The organism is Rhizobium sp. RU36D, from assembly GCF_900176345.1.
In the GTDB taxonomy this organism is placed as follows: domain Bacteria; phylum Pseudomonadota; class Alphaproteobacteria; order Rhizobiales; family Rhizobiaceae; genus Allorhizobium.
Map to the genome: position 1 here is coordinate 168,234 of NZ_FWXU01000002.1, position 19,623 is coordinate 187,856.

General features: G+C 62.2%; 19 protein-coding genes. 11 read left to right on the forward strand and 8 right to left on the reverse strand.

The genetic code is table 11. The features are described 5' to 3' along the window. Positions 1-86 precede the first annotated feature (86 nt). From B9A97_RS03735 to B9A97_RS03765, 6 genes are all read left to right on the forward strand, one after another. Complete coding sequence (locus B9A97_RS03735; protein ID WP_084363651.1) at positions 87-881, forward strand: ABC transporter ATP-binding protein; 795 nt, start codon at positions 87-89, stop codon at positions 879-881. Beyond that, positions 878-1,645: an ABC transporter permease gene (locus B9A97_RS03740; RefSeq protein WP_084363652.1), complete on the forward strand. Its 768-nt coding sequence runs from the start codon at positions 878-880 to the stop codon at positions 1,643-1,645. The genes B9A97_RS03735 and B9A97_RS03740 overlap by 4 nt, the downstream gene beginning before the upstream one ends. Beyond that, the gene (locus tag B9A97_RS03745; RefSeq protein WP_084363653.1) at positions 1,642-2,400 is read left to right on the forward strand and encodes an ABC transporter permease; all 759 of its coding nucleotides are present in this window, start codon (positions 1,642-1,644) and stop codon (positions 2,398-2,400) included. Before B9A97_RS03740 ends, B9A97_RS03745 begins: the two co-directional genes overlap by 4 nt. 18 nt (positions 2,401-2,418) lie before the next feature. Next, positions 2,419-3,513: an NAD/NADP-dependent octopine/nopaline dehydrogenase family protein gene (locus B9A97_RS03750; protein ID WP_084363654.1), complete on the forward strand. Its 1,095-nt coding sequence runs from the start codon at positions 2,419-2,421 to the stop codon at positions 3,511-3,513. Beyond that, on the forward strand, positions 3,510-4,517 hold the full coding sequence (locus B9A97_RS03755) for a 3-hydroxybutyryl-CoA dehydrogenase (protein ID WP_084363655.1): 1,008 nt from the start codon (positions 3,510-3,512) through the stop codon (positions 4,515-4,517). Before B9A97_RS03750 ends, B9A97_RS03755 begins: the two co-directional genes overlap by 4 nt. Positions 4,518-4,913: 396 nt before the next feature. Continuing rightward, the gene (locus B9A97_RS03765; protein WP_084363657.1) at positions 4,914-6,014 is read left to right on the forward strand and encodes a DUF475 domain-containing protein; all 1,101 of its coding nucleotides are present in this window, start codon (positions 4,914-4,916) and stop codon (positions 6,012-6,014) included. Between the two features lie 78 nt (positions 6,015-6,092). On the opposite strand, the gene B9A97_RS03770 is transcribed toward B9A97_RS03765, so the two are convergent. Beyond that, entirely contained in the window at positions 6,093-6,917 is an 825-nt protein-coding gene (locus tag B9A97_RS03770; protein WP_084363658.1) for a DUF1206 domain-containing protein, read from the reverse strand. Positions 6,918-7,013: 96 nt separating this feature from the next. Then, entirely contained in the window at positions 7,014-7,517 is a 504-nt protein-coding gene (locus B9A97_RS03775; RefSeq protein ID WP_179145212.1) for a cytochrome b, read from the reverse strand. Positions 7,518-7,824: 307 nt separating this feature from the next. Here B9A97_RS03775 and coxB point away from each other — a divergent pair, with 307 nt between their 5' ends. Genes coxB through B9A97_RS03795 form a run of 4 tightly spaced genes read left to right on the forward strand, consistent with a single transcriptional unit; the run spans position 7,825 to position 12,261 of the window. Next, positions 7,825-8,733 (forward strand): cytochrome c oxidase subunit II, encoded by a 909-nt coding sequence (gene coxB / locus B9A97_RS03780; RefSeq protein WP_280164071.1) that lies wholly within the window; start codon positions 7,825-7,827, stop codon positions 8,731-8,733. Further along, on the forward strand, positions 8,730-11,237 hold the full coding sequence (gene ctaD, locus B9A97_RS03785) for a cytochrome c oxidase subunit I (RefSeq protein ID WP_084363661.1): 2,508 nt from the start codon (positions 8,730-8,732) through the stop codon (positions 11,235-11,237). Before coxB ends, ctaD begins: the two co-directional genes overlap by 4 nt. Then, positions 11,237-11,620 carry a hypothetical protein gene (locus B9A97_RS03790; protein WP_084363662.1) on the forward strand — a complete coding sequence of 128 codons (384 nt, stop codon included), beginning with the start codon at positions 11,237-11,239 and terminating at the stop codon, positions 11,618-11,620. The genes ctaD and B9A97_RS03790 overlap by 1 nt, the downstream gene beginning before the upstream one ends. Then, the gene (locus tag B9A97_RS03795; RefSeq protein ID WP_084363663.1) at positions 11,617-12,261 is read left to right on the forward strand and encodes a cytochrome c oxidase assembly protein; all 645 of its coding nucleotides are present in this window, start codon (positions 11,617-11,619) and stop codon (positions 12,259-12,261) included. Before B9A97_RS03790 ends, B9A97_RS03795 begins: the two co-directional genes overlap by 4 nt. Here the strand turns inward: B9A97_RS03795 and B9A97_RS03800 are convergent. From B9A97_RS03800 to B9A97_RS03820, 5 genes are all read right to left on the reverse strand, one after another. Beyond that, positions 12,242-14,521, reverse strand: coding sequence for an FdhF/YdeP family oxidoreductase (locus B9A97_RS03800; protein ID WP_084363664.1), 2,280 nt, complete (start codon positions 14,519-14,521; stop codon positions 12,242-12,244). The genes B9A97_RS03795 and B9A97_RS03800 overlap by 20 nt on opposite strands. A 173-nt stretch (positions 14,522-14,694) precedes the next feature. Next, positions 14,695-15,756 carry an ACR3 family arsenite efflux transporter gene (gene arsB, locus B9A97_RS03805; protein WP_084363665.1) on the reverse strand — a complete coding sequence of 354 codons (1,062 nt, stop codon included), beginning with the start codon at positions 15,754-15,756 and terminating at the stop codon, positions 14,695-14,697. Further along, the gene (locus B9A97_RS03810; protein ID WP_084363666.1) at positions 15,756-16,283 is read right to left on the reverse strand and encodes an arsenate reductase ArsC; all 528 of its coding nucleotides are present in this window, start codon (positions 16,281-16,283) and stop codon (positions 15,756-15,758) included. The genes arsB and B9A97_RS03810 overlap by 1 nt, the downstream gene beginning before the upstream one ends. Before the next feature lie 38 nt (positions 16,284-16,321). Beyond that, entirely contained in the window at positions 16,322-16,675 is a 354-nt protein-coding gene (locus B9A97_RS03815) for an ArsR/SmtB family transcription factor (RefSeq protein ID WP_084363667.1), read from the reverse strand. A gap of 58 nt (positions 16,676-16,733) precedes the next feature. Next, the gene (locus tag B9A97_RS03820) at positions 16,734-17,621 is read right to left on the reverse strand and encodes a LysR family transcriptional regulator (RefSeq protein WP_084363668.1); all 888 of its coding nucleotides are present in this window, start codon (positions 17,619-17,621) and stop codon (positions 16,734-16,736) included. Positions 17,622-17,725: 104 nt separating this feature from the next. Between B9A97_RS03820 and B9A97_RS03825 the strand changes: the two genes are divergently transcribed. Then, positions 17,726-18,826, forward strand: coding sequence for an aldo/keto reductase (locus B9A97_RS03825; RefSeq protein WP_084363669.1), 1,101 nt, complete (start codon positions 17,726-17,728; stop codon positions 18,824-18,826). A gap of 9 nt (positions 18,827-18,835) precedes the next feature. On the opposite strand, the gene B9A97_RS03830 is transcribed toward B9A97_RS03825, so the two are convergent. Next, positions 18,836-19,585 carry an endonuclease/exonuclease/phosphatase family protein gene (locus tag B9A97_RS03830; protein ID WP_084363670.1) on the reverse strand — a complete coding sequence of 250 codons (750 nt, stop codon included), beginning with the start codon at positions 19,583-19,585 and terminating at the stop codon, positions 18,836-18,838. Between the last annotated feature and the right edge of the window lie 38 nt (positions 19,586-19,623).

A 19,623-nucleotide genomic window follows, 5' to 3' on the forward strand; every position in this document is an offset into this window, starting at 1 on the left:
ACTTGGACCCGCCTTAGCGCGGGTCCATCTTTTCACGACTTGCGACAGTCATCAGCGGCATGAGGCTCTGCCTCGTGGTGCCTTGCATGACGCGTGTGGAGATCTTCTACGTGATCATCATCGACAATCTTGCCAAATGGTTTTCAACGGCCGGCGGCGCGCGGCACGAAGCTCTTCGAAACATCAATCTGGAGATCGGCGCAGGGGAATTCGTGTCCATCATCGGGCCGTCCGGCTGCGGCAAGTCGACCCTGCTCTACATCGTCGGCGGTTTCGAGCGCGCGACCGAAGGGGCGGTACGCATTCACGGAAAACCGATCACCGGCCCCGGCCGCGATCGTGGCCCCGTGTTCCAGGAGTTTGCCCTCTTCGCCTGGAAGACCGTGCTGGAAAACGTCGCCTATGGCTTACGGCTGCAGGGCAAGACCAAGCAGGAGGCCGAGGATCGCGCCAGGGGCTTCCTGAAGATGGTCGGACTGGAGCGGTTCGCCGGCTTCTATCCCAAGGAACTCTCCGGCGGTATGAAGCAGCGCGTCGCCATCGCCCGCACGCTCGCCTATGGCCCGGAAATCCTGCTGATGGACGAACCATTCGGGGCGCTGGATGCTCGCACCCGCAACCATCTGCAACGCGACCTCCTGAAGATCTGGGAGGAAGACCGCAAGACCGTGTTGTTCGTGACCCATAGCGTCGAGGAGGCGGTGTTCCTGTCGGATCGCGTTGTGGTGATGGGAACCGGGCCAGGGCATATCGCCAAGGTCATTCCCATCGAGCTGGAGCGCCCGCGCAATCGTTCCGAGCTGATGATGGACCTGAAATACCAGGGATACATCGCCGAGATCGAAGGCATGATTGATGCCGTGGAGGCGTCTGCCGCATGAGACAGGTGGTTCCCGCCCTTGCCGCCGTCGCACTGGTGTTGGCGATCTGGGAGATCGGCCATCGGACGCTTGGCCTTGCCGGCCTGCCAAGCCCGATCACGGCAATCGGCGCGCTGCCGGAAATCCTCAGCGAGCCGTCCTCCCTCAACGACATCTTCCAATCACTCCGACGCATGGCGATCGCCTATGTACTGGCCGGCATTTTCGGCATCTCGGTGGGCCTTGTCATGGGCCGCAGCCAGCTTTTTGCCCGGCTGCTGAACCCGCTCTTCATGATCATCTATCCCGTGCCCAAGGGGGCACTGATGCCGATCTTGATGATCTGGCTTGGCGTGGGCGATGCCTCGAAGATCCTTGTGATTTTCCTCGGCATCAGCCTGCCGGTCATCATGCATACCTGGCAGGGCTCCGCTTCCGTCAACAAGACGGTGCTGTGGAGCGCCTCGGCTATGGGCATGAGCCGCCACCAGCAGCTGTTCCGCATCGTGCTGCCATCTGCCCTGCCGGAGATCTTCATCGGCCTGCGCACCGGGCTGATCCTGGCGCTGATCACCATGGTCGTAAGCGAGATCGTGGCCCGCAGCGACGGCATCGGTAACCTGCTGTTTAATGCCATGGACATGGCGCTCTATGATCGCATGTACGCCACCATCATCCTGATCGCCGCCATGGGCTATCTGCTGGATGTCGGCTTCGAGCGGGTGCGCACCCATTTCCTCAAGTGGTCGGATACCGCCTCGCCAATGGGAGTGACCGCAGCATGAAGTCTCGATTGGTCTCCCTTTCCTATGGCATCATTCCGGTTGCCGCACTCATCCTGATCTGGGCCGCCGTCGCGGCATCGGGCGTGGCGCCCCGGGCGCTACTGCCATCGCCGATGGCTGTATTCCTGCGCACCATCGACAGGCTCGGGGATCCCTATTTCCTCGGCGATATCGGCACGACGCTGTTTCGCCTGGTCAGCGGATTTGCAATTGGCCTTTTCGTGGGGCTCTCGCTTGCCCTGCTCGCGACGGTCAGCCAATCGGCTCGGCTGGTGCTGAACGCCCTGGTGAAGCTCCTGGCGCCGATCCCGAAGATTGCGCTTTATCCGGTGCTGATCCTGATCCTCGGCTTCGGGCATGGCTCGAAGATCGCACTGGTCGCGGCCGAAGCGGCATTTCCGATCTACCTCGCGGCCTATCAGGGCATGCAGAATGTCGATCGCAAGCTGATCTGGGCGGCGCGCGCCGCGGGCGCTTCCAATGCCCACGCCCTGTTCTTCGTCACCATGCCAGCCGCGCTGCCCTCGATCCTGACGGGCTGCCGCGTGGCGATGATCATCTCCTGCATCGTCGTGTTTCTTTCCGAGATGATCTCCTCGACCGAGGGGCTCGGCTATGTGTTGATCAATGCGGCCCGCAATTTCAAGGTGATCGACATGTTCGTGCCGATCATCCTCATCTCCGCCCTCGGCCTGACGCTGGGCGCCATTTTCAATGTCATCAAGAAAAAGCTGCTCGTCGGCTTTCCCGATTGAAATAAAAGGACAAATTCCATGAAGATTGCAGTTCTCGGCGGCGGAAACGGCTCGCTTGCGGCAGCGGCGGATTTCACCCTTGGCGGCCATGATGTGACGCTCTGGCGGCGGGACAAGGCTGTTGTCGAGCAGCACCGGTCGCTCGGAAACCGCATTGCCGTGCGCGACGCCAAGGGCAGGCATGAGGCGGTGCTGTCGCGCGTCACCACCGACATCGCCGAAGCGGTGGCAGATGCGCAATACATCATCGCGCCGCTGCCGGCGACGACGCATGAAGACCTGGCAAAGACGCTGGCACCGCATCTGCGGCCCGGCCACGTGGTTCACCTGCCGCCGGGCACGCTGGGCACGCTGATCTTCGCCCGTGCAGCAAAGGCTGCGGGAACGGTGGACGGTGTGGCCTTCGCCGAATCCGGCACGCTGCCCTGGCTCGTGCGCAAGCACGGCTTTGCCGAGATCGTCATCAGCGGCCGCACGACCCGCCTGCCGACGGGCGTCTTCCCGCTGACGCTGGCCGACCACGCTTTCGAGGTCATCCGCCAGGCTTTCCCCGGCGCCATAGAGCCATGCGGCGACGCCCTGTCGGGTGCGTTGATGAATGCCGGCCCAGTCATTCATCCGCCGTTGATCGTCATGAATGCGGGACCGCTCGAGCATTTCGAAGCCTGGGACATCCACAATGAGGGCACCCAGCCCTCGATCCGCAAGGTCACCGATGCGCTTGATGGAGAGCGCATGCGCATACGTGAGGCGCTCGGCTATGGCGCTCCGCATTTCCCGCTGGCGGATCACTATGCCAAGGAAGGCGACGAATGGATGTATGGCCGCGGCTCCCATGACAAGTTGACGGATTCCGGTGACTGGCGCGAGAAGATCATCCTCACCGAACATCGCTACATGCTGGAGGATGTCGGCCTCGGTCTGTCGCTGATGACCTCGGCGGCCGCCCTTGCCGGGGTTGAGGCGCCGCTGGCCGCCGGCTTCCTGGCGGTCGGCTCCGTGATCGTCGGCACGGACTTCGCTCGGGAGGGACGCCCGCTTGCCAAGGTCGGGCTTGAAGGCATGTCGCGGGCTGACGTGCAGGACTTCCTCATCGAAGGCTACACGAAATGAGCGGCGGCGAGACGGGTAAGACCCCGCTGGAGCGGATCGCCGTGCTCGGCGCCGGCCGCATGGGCCGCGGCATCGCCACGGTTTTCGCCTATGCCGGGCATGAGGTCGATGTCATCGATTTCAAGGAGCGGCCTCAGGCCGATTTCGACACCCTGGCGGGCAAGGCGACGCAGGAAGTTCGGGAAACCCTGTTGCTGCTAGGCGAACTCGGCCTGTTTGCCGGTGCCGAGATCGCCGATCGCCTGGCGTCACGGGTTCGCGTGCTGTCGCGTGCCGATGCGGCGGAGGCGCTGGCCAAGGCCGATGTGATCTTCGAAGGGTTTCCCGAGGTCCTCGACGTCAAGCGCCAGGCGCTTGCGGAGGCCTCCGAACTCGCGTCCAAGGATGCGATCATCGCCTCTACGACATCCACCATCCTGGTGGACGATCTCTCGCCGGCTGTTGTTGGCCCCGAGCGGTTTCTCAACGCGCATTGGCTCAATCCGGCCTTCATCGTGCCGCTGGTGGAGCTTTCTCCGGGAAAGGCGACGTCTGCCGCGACCATCGAGCGGCTGAAGGGTCTTCTGGAAAGCATCGGCAAGATCCCGATCGTCTGCTCGGCCCGGCCCGGCTTCATCGTGCCGCGCATCCAGGCGATTGCCATGAATGAAGCGGCAAGGCTGGTGGAAGAAGGCGTGGCCTCGGTCGAGGATATCGAAAAGGCGGTGAAATACGGCTTCGGTTTCCGTTTCTCGGTGCTGGGCGTCCTGGAATTCATCGATTGGGGCGGCGGCGACATTCTCTATCACGCCAGCAACTATCTGGCCGAGGCTCTGGAAGACGAGCGCTATCGGGCACCCGATATCATTACTGAGAATATGAAGACCGGCCGGATCGGCATCACCACGGGCCAGGGCTTCCTGGATTATGCCGGTATGGACGTACCGGCCTATCGCCGGGCCCGGCTGGCCGTTTTCGTCGAGCGGTTGAAAGACCTCGATCTCGGCCGCCCGCCGGTGGTCTGATCTGATGCCCTATGCCGGTCGGCCGCGGATATGCTGTGGCCGGCCGGCTCGGCACGGCAGATTCAACCGATATTGCGTGGGAAGCATTTACCCAAATCGTCGAGATCGGCATGATCTTCGTCGTCAAGGCCAATCACACTCTTGCTTCTTGCGGCATCTTGCCCCATTTTAGACATTACTTCGCAGTGCAGGGGATTACATGCTTGCGGAGATAGAACCAAGTGCCGGGCCCCTCTGGCGAGAGTATCAGCGGCGCTCTCGTGATGTCGGCACTACCCGCAAATAAGCCGGCGGACATTTTAACATGACTATCGATATCTTGCGCCTGTCGCATGCAGCCTGCATGCGGCCTTTCTCCATTGATCGCGTGACCTCCAGGACTGCGGAGGTGCGCCCATGAGCCAGCCCCAAAGCCACACCTCGACCCTTGGCTATTTCAAGTGGTCGTTCATCGTCACGGCAGTCGGTCTCCTGCTCGGGCTTCTGCTCGGCTGGCAGACGACGGGCACCATCGGCGGCATGGCCAGCGTCTTCTTCATCTGCCTTGTCCTGGCGGTGCTGGAAATCTCGTTGTCCTTCGACAATGCCATCGTCAACGCCAACAAGCTGAAGGAAATGACCCCCGTCTGGCAGCAACGCTTCCTGACCTGGGGCATCCTGATCGCCGTCTTCGGCATGCGTATCGTCTTCCCGCTCCTGATCGTCGTCATCGCCGCCCAGATCGGCCCGATCGACGCCATCGTGCTGGCAGCGGCACGCCCGGAGGAATATGCCCGCATCATGCATGAGGCGCATCTGCCGATTGCTTCGTTCGGCGGCGCCTTCCTGATGATGGTCGGCCTGAAATTCTTCTTCGACCAGGAGAAGGATATTCACTGGGTCCATGCCCTGGAAAGCCGAATCGCAAGCGTTGCCTCGATCAAGGGCGTGGAAATCGCCTTCGTTCTGCTGGTGATCCTGCTGTTCGAACAGTTGCTTCCGCCGGAAGACGCAGTCACCTTCGTCTACTGCGCGATCTATGGCCTCCTGACCTTCCTGGTCGTGGAAGTCATCGGCGGTCTCCTGGATGCCTCGCAGCAGACCATGAGTGCGGCGGCAAAGGGCGGCCTGGGCGCGTTTCTCTACCTCGAAGTGCTTGATGCCTCCTTCTCCTTCGATGGCGTCATCGGTGCCTTCGCGCTGACGCAGAACCTGTTCATCATCGCCATCGGCCTTGGCATCGGTGCCATGTATGTGCGTTCGATGACGATCATGCTGGTGGAAAAGGGTACGCTGGCGGAATACCGCTACCTGGAACACGGAGCGTTTTACGCCATCCTGATCCTGTCCGTGGTCATGTTCTGCCAGACGATGGTGCATGTCCCCGAGGTCATCACCGGCCTTGGCGGCGCGACGCTGATCGGTATTTCGCTGTGGTCCTCCATCCGGCATAACCGGAAGGAACTGGCCCATGCCGCTGAGAAGGATCACGACGAGGTCGTTCCCGTTTCCGGCTAAGCGATATCTCCGGTAAGACATGGAAGCCGCGCGCCCGGCGGGGGTGCGCGGCTTCTTTATTGCTCAAGCCGCTGCAGCTTAGCGGCCCAGCGCCACCGCGTGCTTGATCTCCTTGAGATCAGGACCGCGCACAATCCGGTAACGGGCTTCCACCAGATTGTAGATGCCGAAGGCCGCGAGCCCGGCAGCAATCACGATATAGATCACGGAGCCGAACGGCAGCTGTCGCAGCCATTGCAGCGCATCCGACATGCTGCCGGCCTGGTCCGGATCGACCGTCAAGCCGGCATAGGCGAAGAGAATGCCCGTGACCGCAAAGACGACGCCGCGCGCCACGAGGCCGTAGATGCAGATCCAGGTAAGAGCCTTCTTGTCCTGAGGGATGCGCAGATATTTCTCAAACTTGCGCATCACTCCCTTGGCGGCGGTGACCACGCCCCCGACGATGAAGCCGAGGCCAGCTGCGATGGCGAGATAGGCGCCAAAGGGCTGCGACATGATCCACTGCGCCAAGCCTTTTTCGCCGGATTCTTCGCCGCCCGAGCCAGACCCGAGGCCGAAGGCATGGCCCAAAGCATAGAGCGCAAGACCGATATAGGTGACGGCACTGCCCAGCAGAGCGGCCCGGATGACCTTTGCCTTGGTATCCGAACCATGGCCATCGCTATCGGCGATGGACTGCGCCAGCCTCCAGGCCACGAAGCCGAGAAGGCCGATGCCGATCAGGCCGACCCAGATGCGGCCGAATGGCTGCTGCAACAGCGTTGTGAGGGCGGATTTGCTATCGGCCTCGCCGCCGGCCACGCTGGAAAACAGTGCAAGGCCTGCGATGAGGAGGAAAACCACCCCGCGCGCGACATAGCCAGACTTGGCGAGCATTTCAAAGCGGAGTTGATGTGACATGACTGCTCCAGAAGGAATTCGATGCCACAGGAACGCACAAGTCGGGCGATGGTTGTCATCACCGGTTGCCTTTTACGATTATTGCCTTCCCGGCGCTTAGGCTTTGTCAGGGGCGAACATGCGCATCATCACGTCGGAACGGCGGATGAGATGCTGGAACAGCGCCCCGCCGATATGGGCAGCGATGAGGCCGAGCAGGCCCGCCTGCAGATATTCATGCGCCACGGCAGCGAGCCGGATGCCGAAGAACCAGGCCATGATACCGGAGGCGGGAAGCGCCAGGAGCATCACATAGATCAGCCCATGCACGGCCTCGGAGATGAGTTTCATGATACGGGGTTCATCCGCCGGTGGTTCCGGCGCGCCGCGGGTGACGCGCAGATAAATCCGGGTCAGCGCCATCAGCAGGACCAGCACGCCGCCGACGATATGCATGGTGACCAGGATCGGGTTCGCTGACCCCTCCGCCGTCTGCGCGTTGCCGGCATTCCAGGCCGCCTCGATGGCGTTGTGCGCGAGAAACTGGAACGCGACGAGAACCACGACTGCCCAGTGCAGGCCGACCTGAACCCGGGAATAGCCCTTCACCTTATCCTGCATCCTTACCCCCGCCATCGTAAAAGCAATCCAAACCCTTAAAAACGCGTCACACGGCAAAAGGTTCCGAAAATAAATTATTTGTTTTTCGCTGGTGAAGGCATGTAAATCGGTATTCCTACCATCAAAATCCAGCCCTAATTGATATCTTCGGGCGCGACAATAACGTCTAAATCAGGGGGCGGTCATATTATATTGGAATAAGTTCTGCGATATGGCCCGCCTCACCTTTCAGTCACGGCTGAGAGCGTTCTTTGTTGCTGTCTGTCTTTGTCCCGTTCTCGCATCCTGCTCCGGCATACAATCCGCGCTGGACCCAGCCGGCGAAGAGGCGGAAAGCGTGGCGACCCTGTTCTGGGTGATGACAGCAGGCGGCTTTGTCATCTGGGCCTTCGTCGTGGCGATCTCACAATATGCTGCCCGGTGGAAGCGCGGGACCATTTCCGAAAAGGCCGCGGGCCAGGTGATCCTGTGGGGCGGCGCCGTGTTTCCGGTCGTCGTGCTGACCGCGCTGCTCGCCTATGCACTGTGGCTGATGCCGTTCCTGAGACCTTTCGCCGATACCGGACAGGCCAGTACGCGGGTCGAGGTGGTTGGCCATCAATTCTGGTGGCAGGTGATCTATCACCGCGCCGATGGCAGCAGGATCGTGTCCGCCAACGAGATCCGCATGCCGGTCGGCGAGCGGGTCGAGTTTTCATTGGCCAGCGCCGACATGATCCATTCCTTCTGGATCCCGGCCCTTGGCGGCAAGATGGACCTCATTCCCGGGCGCACCAATCGTCTGTCGCTCTTGGCCAATAAGCCGGGCACCTACAGGGGCCAATGCGCCGAGTTCTGCGGCACCTCCCATGCGCTGATGGCCTTTCCTGCCGTCGCCATGGAGCCGGCGGAATTCGAGGACTGGCTCGACCGGCGGCGCGCGCCGGCACCGTCGGATGTGGCAAGCGCGGGGCAGGCGATCTTCATGCGCGAGAAATGCGGCGACTGTCACAGCATATCGGGCACTGAAGCCCAAGGCGCCAAGGGGCCGGACCTGACCCATGTCGGATCCCGCCTGACCCTCGGCGCTGGCCGGCTGGAAAACAACGAAACCAACATGGCACGCTTCATCGCCAATCCCGTGTCGATCAAACCAGGCAGCCATATGCCGGGCTATCCCGGGCTGTCGGAGGAGGATCTGTCCGCGGTGGCCAAGTGGCTGAAAGGATTGCAATGAGCGTTGAAGAGTTGCACGTCGAGGACAAGACGGCGGAGGAAAAGCAGCTTCGGACGGTTTGGGAAAACCCATCGGGCTGGCGCTACTGGACCTCCGTGAACAACACCGAAGTCGGCCTCTGGTATGGCTCGACCGCCTTTGCCTTCATGCTGTTTGCCGGCCTGCTGGGCTTGCTGGTGCGGGCGCAACTCGCCGTGCCGGAAAACGACCTGCTGTCGGCCGAATTCTACAACCAGGTCTATACGCTGCACGGCACGGTCATGATGTTCCTGTTTGCCGTGCCGATCTTCGAGGCGGTGGCGATCTTCCTCCTGCCGTCGATGCTCGGCGCGCGCGAACTGCCGTTTCCGCGGCTCGGCGCCTTCGGCTTCTGGAGCTTCCTGATCGGCGGCGTGTTCGTCTGCGGCTCGATCTTCTTCAATGCCGCGCCCAATGCCGGCTGGTTCATGTATCCGCCGCTCGCCACCAGCGAACAGGCGGGCATCGGCGCCGATATCTGGCTGCTGGGCCTCTCCTTCATCGAGGTCGCCTCGCTGGCGGCCGCCGTCGAACTGATCGTCGGCATCATGAAGTGCCGGGCGCCGGGTATGCGCGTCAACATCATGCCGCTATTTGCCTGGTACCTGCTGATCGTTGCCGGCATGATCCTGTTTGCCTTTCCGCCGCTGATCGCCGGCGACCTGCTGTTTGAAATGCAGCGCATGTTCGACTGGCCGTTCTTCGATCCGGCAAGGGGTGGCGACCCGCTTTTGTGGCAGCACCTGTTCTGGATCTTCGGCCATCCCGAGGTCTACATCATCTTCCTGCCGGCGATTGCGCTGCTCGCGATGATCATCCCGACCTTCGCCCGCCGCCCGATCGTCGGCTATTCCTGGATTGTGCTCGCCGCCGTCGGCACCGGCTTCCTGTCCTTCGGGCTGTGGGTGCACCACATGTTCGCAACAGGCCTGCCGCAGATTTCGCTCGCCTTCTTTTCGGCAGCCTCCGAGGCGGTCGCAATCCCCACCGGCGTGCAGATCTTCGTCTTCGTCGCCACTATGCTGGCGGGCCGGGTGATCTTTTCCATCCCCATGCTGTTTGCCATGGGCGGCATCGCCATCTTCGTCATGGGTGGGCTGACCGGGGTCATGGTGGCGCTGGTGCCGTTCGACTGGCAGGCGCATGACACCTATTTCATCGTCGCGCATCTGCATTACGTACTGATCGGCGGCATGCTGTTTCCGGTCTTTGCCGGCCTCTACTATTATTACCCGCTGATCGACGGCAAACACATGTCGGAGAAGGTCGGCCGCTTCGCCTTCTGGATGATGTTCGTCGGCTTCAACGTCACCTTTTTCCCCATGCATCTGGCCGGCCTGCGCGGCATGCCGCAGCGGGTCTATACCTATCCCGGCGATCTCGGCTGGGACTGGCTGAACCTCATGTCGACCATGGGCGCCGTGATCCTCGGCATCGGCATGTTTGCCGTGGTCGTCGACGTCACCCTGCATCGCCGCCGCCAACCGCGGGGCGAGGTGAACCCGTGGAAGGCCGGCACGCTGGAATGGATCAGCGAGCCCGAGGAGAAATGGGGCATTCGCTCCATTCCCCGCATCACCAGCCGCTATCCGCTCTGGGACCAGAAGGGATTGGCCGAGGAGGTGAAGCGCGGCGACTGGTACCTGGCCAGTGCCAGGGAGGGACGACGGGAAACCTTGGTGACCTCGGTACTCGATGCTGAGCCCGAACAGGTGCTGCGCGTTGGCGGTACGTCCTACATCACAATCATCAGCGCCATAACGCTTGGCACGGTGTTCGTGGCGCTGACCTTCAAGTGGTGGATCGTCTCGCTCGTCTCCGGTGTCGCCTTCGTCTGCGCCATTCTCTACTGGCTGTGGACCGGCACGGGGCATATTCCGGAAAAGGAAGAGAAGGATGTCGGCCGGGGTCTGAGCCTGCCGCTCTACGCATCCGGCGTCAAATCCGTGGGTTGGTGGGCCATGTTCATCACCATGGTGGGCGATGGCACGGCCTTCGGCAGCCTGGTCTTCGGCTATTTCTTCTTCTGGACCATCCATCAGGACTTCACCGGTGGCCTCAGCGGACCCGGCGTGTTCTGGCCGATGGTGGCGCTCGGACTGTTTGTCGTGGCCTGGGCGGCGACGGTCGGTGCGCGGGAGGTCAACCGGCGCGGCAGAGTGGGACTGGCACGGGCGCTGATCGTGGTCGGCGCGCTTGTAGCCTCGGCCGGATGTGGTGCCGCGCTTGCAGGACCCTGGACGACGGGCATGGACCCGACGGAACATGTGTACCCCGCCATCGTCTGGGTGCTGGTCATATGGACGGCGGTGCATGGGGTGGTCGGCGTGATCATGCAGCTCTACTGTCTGGCGCGCAGCATGGCCGGCCGCATGACGCCGCGCCATGACATGGAGATCTGCAATGTCGCGCTCTACTGGCATTTCATGCTGGTGACCGCGCTCACCACATTCGGCGTGGTCGGCCTTTTCCCGGAGGCGCTCTGATGTGGCATCTTCTCCCGCGCGAGGTCGAATCCCTCTGGACCCTGTTTACAGCGCCTGTCATCTGGGCGCTGCATTTCCTGTTCTGCTATGTCGGTGCCGCGATCTATTGCGAGAAACCCGGACTGCTCGGCTTCGATTTCGACAACCTGCGGATCGCCATCGGAGTGCTGACAGTCCCCGCGCTGGTCATGATCGTGGTCTCGGCCACGCTCGCCTGGCGGCAATGGAATTTCGGGAGCGACGGTCCGCCGCATGACGATCCCAGCCGACGGGACCGGCTGCTGTTTCAGGGCTATGCCACACTTTTGCTGTCGGGCCTTAGCTTCGTGGCGGTGATTTTCACGGCGCTGCCGGCGCTGTTCATCACGGAGTGCATCCGGTGAGCCGCCTGGCGCTGCCGGCAGGCATCCTTTTGCTGGCGGTGGTCTGGCTTGGTCCGCTCCTTGACAGCTGGCGGGCGTCCTTTTCGGCCCATATGGTGGCGCATATGGGGGTGGTCGGCATCGCATCGCCGTTGATCGCCATTGGCCTGTCTGCCCTCTGGACCCCGAAAACGCCCATTCCCATGGCATTGCCGGTGCTCGCCTCGGTGCTGGAACTGATCACGGTCTGGGGCTGGCATGCGCCGGCCATGCGGCGTATCGCTGAGGCTTCGACACTCGCCACCGTGCTGGAACAGGCGACATTCCTGGTGGCGGGCGTGCTATTGTGGTGGTCAAGCCTCGCTCAGCCTTACAACAAGGTTCATGCGGCCATCGGCGCCGGGTCGCTGCTGCTTACCTCGATCCACATGACGCTGCTCGGTGCGCTGCTGTCGCTCAGCCAGAGGCCCCTCTATGGCGAGGGCGAGGTCACCTGTTTCGGCGTTGTGCTCGGCGCGCAGCAGGACCAGCAGCTCGGCGGCATCATCATGCTGCTGGTCGGCGCCATCGTCTATCTCGCCGGGGGAGTCTGGCTCGCAAGGCGACTGGTTGACGACCCTGCAGCGCCGGGCGATGCGCCGGTTACGACGGCTCGATCCTGACGGGGATCGCCTTGGAGGCGGGGGTCTTCGACAGTTCATCGTGGTGGTCGACGGCATTCAGCACATTGGCCTCGGGATAATAGGCGCCGATCGTGCCACGCGGCAGATGATGCGCCCGAACCTTCAGGCCAGGGAGTTCGCGGCGTATGCCGTCCTCGAAATCGCTGACAAGCGTGACCGTCTGGCCCTCGACAAGACCGGCCGCGTGGATGTCCGCCTCACTCATCAGGACCACGTCACGCGTGCCTTCGATGCCGCGAAACCGGTCCGAATAGCCGTAGATCGTCGTGTTGAACTGATCGTTGGACCGCATCGTCACCAGACGATAGCGACCTTCGGCATCGGCAAAGGACAGGGCGTTCAACTGCGATGGCGTGGTGAAGACGGCCTTCTTTTCCGGGGTGTTCCAGACGCGGTCCCGCGCGTCATTGCCGCGATAGAAACCGCCCGGCTGAAACATGCGGGCGTTATAATCCTTGAAGTCGTCGGGATAAGTCTGCTCGATCAGATCGCGGACGAGGCTATAATCCCCGGTCCAATCATCCCAGCGCAGTTTCGGGTTCGGCGCAAGTACCGCCTTGGCGATGCCGGCGACAATCGCCAGTTCGCTCTTCAAATGCGGCGATGCCGGGCTGCGTTTGCCGAGGGAGCCGGAGATATGGGAAAAGCTATCTTCCGTGGTGACAGCCTGAACGCCTGACGCCTGGACATCCTCTTCCAGGCGGGACAGGCAGGGCAGGATATAGGCGTTTCTCCCGGGAAACAGATGGCTTCGGTTGAGCTTGGTCGAGATCATGACCGTCAGGTCCTGGCGCGCCCAGCCGCGCTCCATCTCTCCCTGCTCGGGAACGGCCCGCAACAGATTGCCGCCGAGCGAGATCGTCGCCTTGACGCGATCCTGCATCAGCCCCTTCACGACCTCGACGATCGTCATGCCGTCTTCGCCCGGCGGGTCGAAATCGAAGAGCTGCTTGAGCTTGTCCAGCGGAACAAGCTCGGCCTTTTCCGCTATACCCACGGTGCGTTGACCCTGGACATTGGAATGGCCCCGGACGGGACAGCAGCCTGCACCCTCGCGGCCAATATTACCGCGCAACAGCAGCAGGTTCACCAGCATGCCGATGTTCAGCGCCCCCTGCGCATGCTGGGTCAGCCCCATGCCATAGACGCCGATCACGCGCTCCGACGTGACATAGATATCGCCGGCGCGGCGGATGGCAGGCTCGGACAGACCGCTTTCCCGTTCGATCTCGCTCCATGGCGTTGACCGGACGAGATCGATGAACCGCTCGAAGCCTGTCGTGTGGTGGGCGATGAAGTCGATATCGAGCACGCGTTTGTCACCGCGAGCGATTGCCGCATCGTCGGCCTCGATGACGACCTTGCAGAGACCCAGAATGGCGGCGATATCGCCACCGGCTTGCACCTGGAGATATTCATCCGAAATCGTCGTCTCATGGCCGGTCAGCATGTCCACGGGGTTCTGCGGGTTGACGAAGGCGACGAGACCCTGCTCAATAACGGGATTGAAGGTGACGATGCGAGCGCCACGCTTCTTGGCCTCCTGCAGGGGATGGAGAAAACGCGGACTGTTGGAGCCCGGGTTCTGGCCGAAGAAGAAAAAGGCGTCGGCCTTTTCGAGATCGTCCCAGATGATGGTGCCGACCGGGGAGCCGATGACCTTGTTGAGGCCGACGGAGGTCGTCTCGTGGCACATGTTGGAGCTTTGCGGCAGGTTGTTGTTGCCATAAGCCCGCGCCATGAGGGCATAGAGATAGGAGGCCTCCAGCCCGGCATGGCCTGATGCATAGAAGACCACGCTTTCCTTCGGCAGTGGTTTCAGCACCTGCCCGATCTGCGCAAAGGCCTCGTCCCAGGTGACCTCGACATAGCGGTCGGTGCCGGCGTCATAACGCAGCGGATGGGTGAGGCGTCCTGTCTGCTCCAGGTCGTAATCCTTCCACGAGCGCAGCTCGCTCACCGTATGGTCCCGCCAGAAATCCGGCGTGCAGCGGGCGCTGGTGAGGTCGGACAGGGTTGCCTTGGCGCCATTCTCGCAGAATTCGAACGGGTGATAATTGGCCGGCTTTGGCCACGCGCAGGAAACGCACATCACGCCGCCGGGCTTGTTCTGCCGCGACAGGGTCTGCAAAACGGAGGCGGGCGGAAGCGTGTCGCCATAGATGCGCGCGATCGATTTGAGCGACCCCCACCCGCCAGCCGGTCCTTCGGATTCGGGGTTTCGAATCGTGTCTGCCATGGGTCACGCTCTCTCTGGCGGGCGGAGGGAGAGACCAGCGCTGGCGCCGGCATTTCCGTCGGCTTCCGCTATGTTGCAGGGATGCCGATCCAAGCAGGGACAGGCAATGCACGGAAAAAGAGAAAATACCGGGCGCCCGCCATGGTTCCATGGCAGGCGTGGAATGCGATGGTTCAGACTGATGGCTGCGACGCATTCTTTCCGGAAACGGCGGGCGAGGCTTCGTACCAGCCCTTGGAGCGGTTGACGATCCAGACGACCGACAGCATGACCGGCACCTCGATCAGCACGCCGACCACGGTGGCCAGAGCAGCGCCAGACTGGAAGCCGAACAGGCTGATGGCGGCGGCAACCGCCAATTCGAAGAAATTGCTGGCCCCGATCAGCGCCGATGGGCCGGCGACGCAGTGGCGCTCTCCGGCCATCCGGTTGAGGAGATAGGCGAGGCCGGAATTGAAATAGACCTGGATCAGGATCGGCACCGCCAGGAGGCCGATGATCGTCGGCTGGGCGATGATCTGTTCGCCCTGGAAGCCGAACAGCAGGACCAGCGTCGCCAGCAGGGCCACCAGGGAAAGCGGCTGCAGCTTTTCGAGGAGGTGGTCGAGCCGCCCAGTCGTTCCATCCGCAGTCAGGCTGTTGCGCAGAAGCTGGGCAATGATGACCGGCACGACGATATAAAGCCCGACCGAAATCGCCAGCGTATCCCACGGCACCGTGATGGCGGAGAGGCCCAGCAGCAGGCCGACGATCGGCGCGAAGGCGACGATCATGATCGCGTCGTTCAACGCCACCTGCGACAATGTGAACAGCGGCTCGCCCCGCGTCAGGTTCGACCAGACGAAGACCATGGCGGTGCAGGGTGCCGCCGCGAGGATGATGAGGCCGGCGATATAGGAATCGATCTGGTCGGCCGGCAGGTATGGCCGGAACAGCCAGCCGATGAACAGCCAGCCGAGCAGCGCCATCGAGAACGGCTTGACCGCCCAGTTGATGAACAGGGTCACCCCGATGCCGCGCCAATAGCTGCTGACCTGGGCCAGCGAGCGGAAGTCGATCTTCACCAGCATGGGAATGATCATCAGCCAGATCAGCACCGCAACCGGAATATTCACCTTGGCGATTTCAGCCGAACCGATCACCTGGAACAGCCCCGGCATGAGATGGCCAAGCGTGATTCCGACGAGAATGCACAGCACGACCCAGATGGTCAGATAGCGTTCGAAGGTGGACATCAGGCTGACTTTCCCTGGAGGTTGGTGGTGCCTTCCATGGTGCCGATCTGCCGCAGCCGGGTTTCGAGCGCGATGCGGTCGATCGATTCGAGCGGCAGGCTCAGAAAGGCCGTGATGCGGTTTTTGAGATAGCGCGCGGCCTGGGCAAAGGCGCGCTGGATCTCAGCCTCGGTGCCCGTCGCGGCTGCCGGATCCTCGACACCCCAATGGGCCGTCATCGGATGGCCGATCCAGACTGGGCAGGCCTCTCCGGCGGCGCTGTCGCAGACGGTGAAGATGAAGTCCATCTGCGGAGCGCCGGGCTCGGCGAAGACATCCCAGCTCTTGGAGGAAAAGCCGGTCGAGGGATAACCCAGCGCCTGCAATTCCTTCAGCGCATAGGGGTTCACCTCGCCTTTGGGCTGGCTGCCGGCGGAATAGGCGTTGAAGCGGCCGTGACCTTCCTTGGCCAGGATCGATTCGGCGAGGATGGAACGTGCGGAATTGCCCGTGCACAGAAAGAGCACGTTGTAGGTCTTGTCGGTCATCGGTTTGGTCCGTGCTTAGAGGGTGCTCTGTTTCAGCGTCATGCGCAGCTTGTTTCGGGGGTACAGCAAGGGGTGAGTTCGGCAATGAGAGGCGCGCACAGTTCCGGCGAGCCGCCGCAGCAATCCTTCAGCAGAAACAGCGTCATGTCGCGCAGCTGCTCGATCTCGGCGCGATACATGATCCTCCGGCTCTGGCGTTGCGAAGAGACCAGACCCGCTCGCGACAGGATGTTCAGATGCGCCGACAGCGTGTTCTGCGGCACGACAAGCGCCCGCGCGATATCGCCGGCCGGCAATCCCTCCGGCGCATGCCGCACAAGCAGGCGAAACGTTTCAAGACGGGTCGGCTGGGCCAGGGCAGCCAATGCGAGAATTGCTTTTTCTTGTTCCATATATCCAGATTATTGGAAATATCGAATAAGTCAAGACGATCAAGGCGAGGCGATCTGCTTAAACCTTAAAGGCTGCAATAAATGCCCTGAGCGCTGGCGGCGATTGGCGCCGCCCGGGATGATACAGATAAAAGCCCGGAAAGGGCGGGCACCAATCGTCAAGCACCTGCACCAGCCGCCCCGCACGAATGTCCTCAACCGCGTCTTGGTCCATCAGGTAGCCGAGACCCACGCCTGCCCGAACGGCGGCGGCGGCAAGCTCGCCGTCATTGACCACGAACGGCCCGCGCGGCCGCACCGTGACTTCCCGTCCGTCTTTTTCAAACTCCCATGGAAGCAGGCCTCCCGAGGTGGTCAGCCGATAGGCGATACAGGCATGGGCATGGAGATCCCAAGGCGTTTCAGGTTTCGGATAGCGCTCGAAATAGGAAGGTGTGCCCACGATCACGGACTTCAGATCCGGCCCGAGCCGCACAGCCGTCATATCTTTCTCGACCGTTTCTCCAAGACGGATTCCGGCGTCGTATCCCGCCGCGACGATATCGGTCAGGCTGTCATCGATGTTCACCTCGACGTGGATCTGAGGATGAGACAGCAGAAATGCCGGAAGTTTGGGAAGAAGCACCCGGTGGGCCGCATAGGCTGACGTGGTGATGCGCAGCCTGCCGGAGGGATCCGCGCGCCATTCTGCCAGGGCGTCCAGACCCTGTCTTATCTCCGCGAGCGCGGGGTCGAGGGATTTGAGAAGCCGCTGCCCCGCCTCGGTCGGGGCCACACTGCGGGTGGTGCGGGCAAGGAGCCTGATGCCGAGACGCGCTTCGAGCGCCTTCATCGCATGGCTGAGCGCAGACGGAGAAATGCCGATGATCGCGGCGGCCCGCGTAAAGCTCCGCTCCCGTGCCACAGTGGCGAAGGCAACGAGATCATTGAGTTCCGTGCGATCCATTGTTGCACTGTGCTCACAAGCTCATGCTGCGTGCAAGGCCTAATCCCACGTGAACCGCTCCGCTACATGCATTCGGGATATCAACAACAGGAGCGGATTCCATCATGGACCTCACCAGCTACAGAACCCTTGGAAACTCGGGATTGATTGTCAGCCCCCTTGCCCTGGGCACCATGACCTTCGGCGCGGGACGCTGGGGCACGAGCCGGGAAGTCTCCCGCGGCCTGTTCGACGCCTATGTCTCGGCAGGGGGCAATTTCATCGATACGGCCGACATCTATTCCGGCGGCGCCAGCGAGGAGATGCTTGGCGAATTCGTGTCGGAAAGCGGAAGCCGGGATCGTCTGGTTATCGCCACGAAAAGCGGCTTCTCCCGTGGGGGATCGACCCCGCTATGGGCCGGTAACGGGGCAAAGAACATTCGCCTTGGCATCGAGGGGTCGCTGAAGCGCATGCGCACCGACTACATCGATATGTACTGGATCCATGTGTGGGATAGGACCACCCCCTGCGAGGAGGTTCTCCAGACGCTGGCCGAGGCCGTGCGGTCGGGCAAGATCCTCCATTATGGCTTTTCAAACACCCCCGCCTGGTATGTCTCAAGGATCGCGACCCTGGCGGAGGCTCACGGCCTGCCGCGCCCCATCGGCCTGCAATATGCCTATTCGCTGATCGAGCGCGGCGTGGAACTTGACCTGCTGCCGGCTGGACGAGAACTGGGGCTGGGCCTGGTACCCTGGAGCCCGCTGGCGGCCGGCCTTCTGACAGGGAAATACGGTCGCGAAAAGATCGCCGACGCGAACCGGGCAGCCGCGATGCCGGACGCAGCCAGCGAGACACGCGACAACGGCAGCGACGGCCGCCTGAACGGCGACAACCCCTTTGGCGGCATGCTGTTTACCGAGCGCAACTTCGATATTGTCGATGTGCTGAAGTCGGTGGCTTCGGATATTGGGCGAACGCCGGCGGAGGTCGCGCTCGCCTGGGTCGCCAACCGGCCGGGCGTGTCCTCCGTGCTGATCGGCGCCAGCCGGGTCGAGCAGTTGCAACACAATATCGGCTCCCTAGACATCACCTTGGATGACGATCAGCGTCGCAAGTTGGAGGAGGCCACGGCCCTGCCTGCTATCAACCCCTATTTCATCTTCCAGCTGCCGATGGAAATTCTCTTCGGGACCGATGTGCGGCGCTGGAGCCGAGGCTGAGCAGCGCTGCTACACGGCTGGAAGCGAGAATTCCGCCAGCAGCGGAAGGTGATCCGAGGCGACACGGGCAAGCGGGGTCATGACCGGTGCAAGCTCCAGGAGCTCAATTCCCTCGGTGTGAAAGACATGGTCGAGACGCAGCAGCGGGAAACCAGACGGAAACGTCGCCCGCATGCGACGCACATCGCCGGTGCGAAGCCGTGAGGCAAGCTTTCGGAACGCCTGGGAGCGTGGCACTGCGTTGAAATCGCCTGTCACGATGGTCGGCACCCCTTTGCAAGCGTCACTGTCCAGCCAATCCGGTCCGAGCAATTCGTCGGCCTGCAGCAGCCTTTCGCGGCGACGCAGGCCGAAATGGGTGTTAAAGATATTTACCTCCCGTCCTGCCACCGTAACCCTGACCCAGATTGCGCCGCGCGTTTCTCCGATAGAGGGCAGCGCCTGCGACCTGACCGTCACGGAGGGCAGAGCCGTCAGGATGGCGTCACCATATTGTTCGTCTTCCACATGCAGGGCCGGATGGAAATGCGAGGTCATCCGGACTTCGGCAGCAATGGCCTCCGCCTGATCCACAAGACCGGTGCGCAATCGCCCGACATCAAGTTCCTGCAGGGCGATGATGTCGGCATTGCAGCTCGCAATCACCTTTGCAATCCGGGCGACATCAAGCCGCCGGTCGCGACCGATGCAGCTATGGACATTATAGGTGAGCAGCCGCAATCGATGCGGGGCTGGGGCGATGGAAGGCTGGTCTGTCATGGGGTGGGGAACCCTTCGCCCGCAGTTTCGTTCCATGG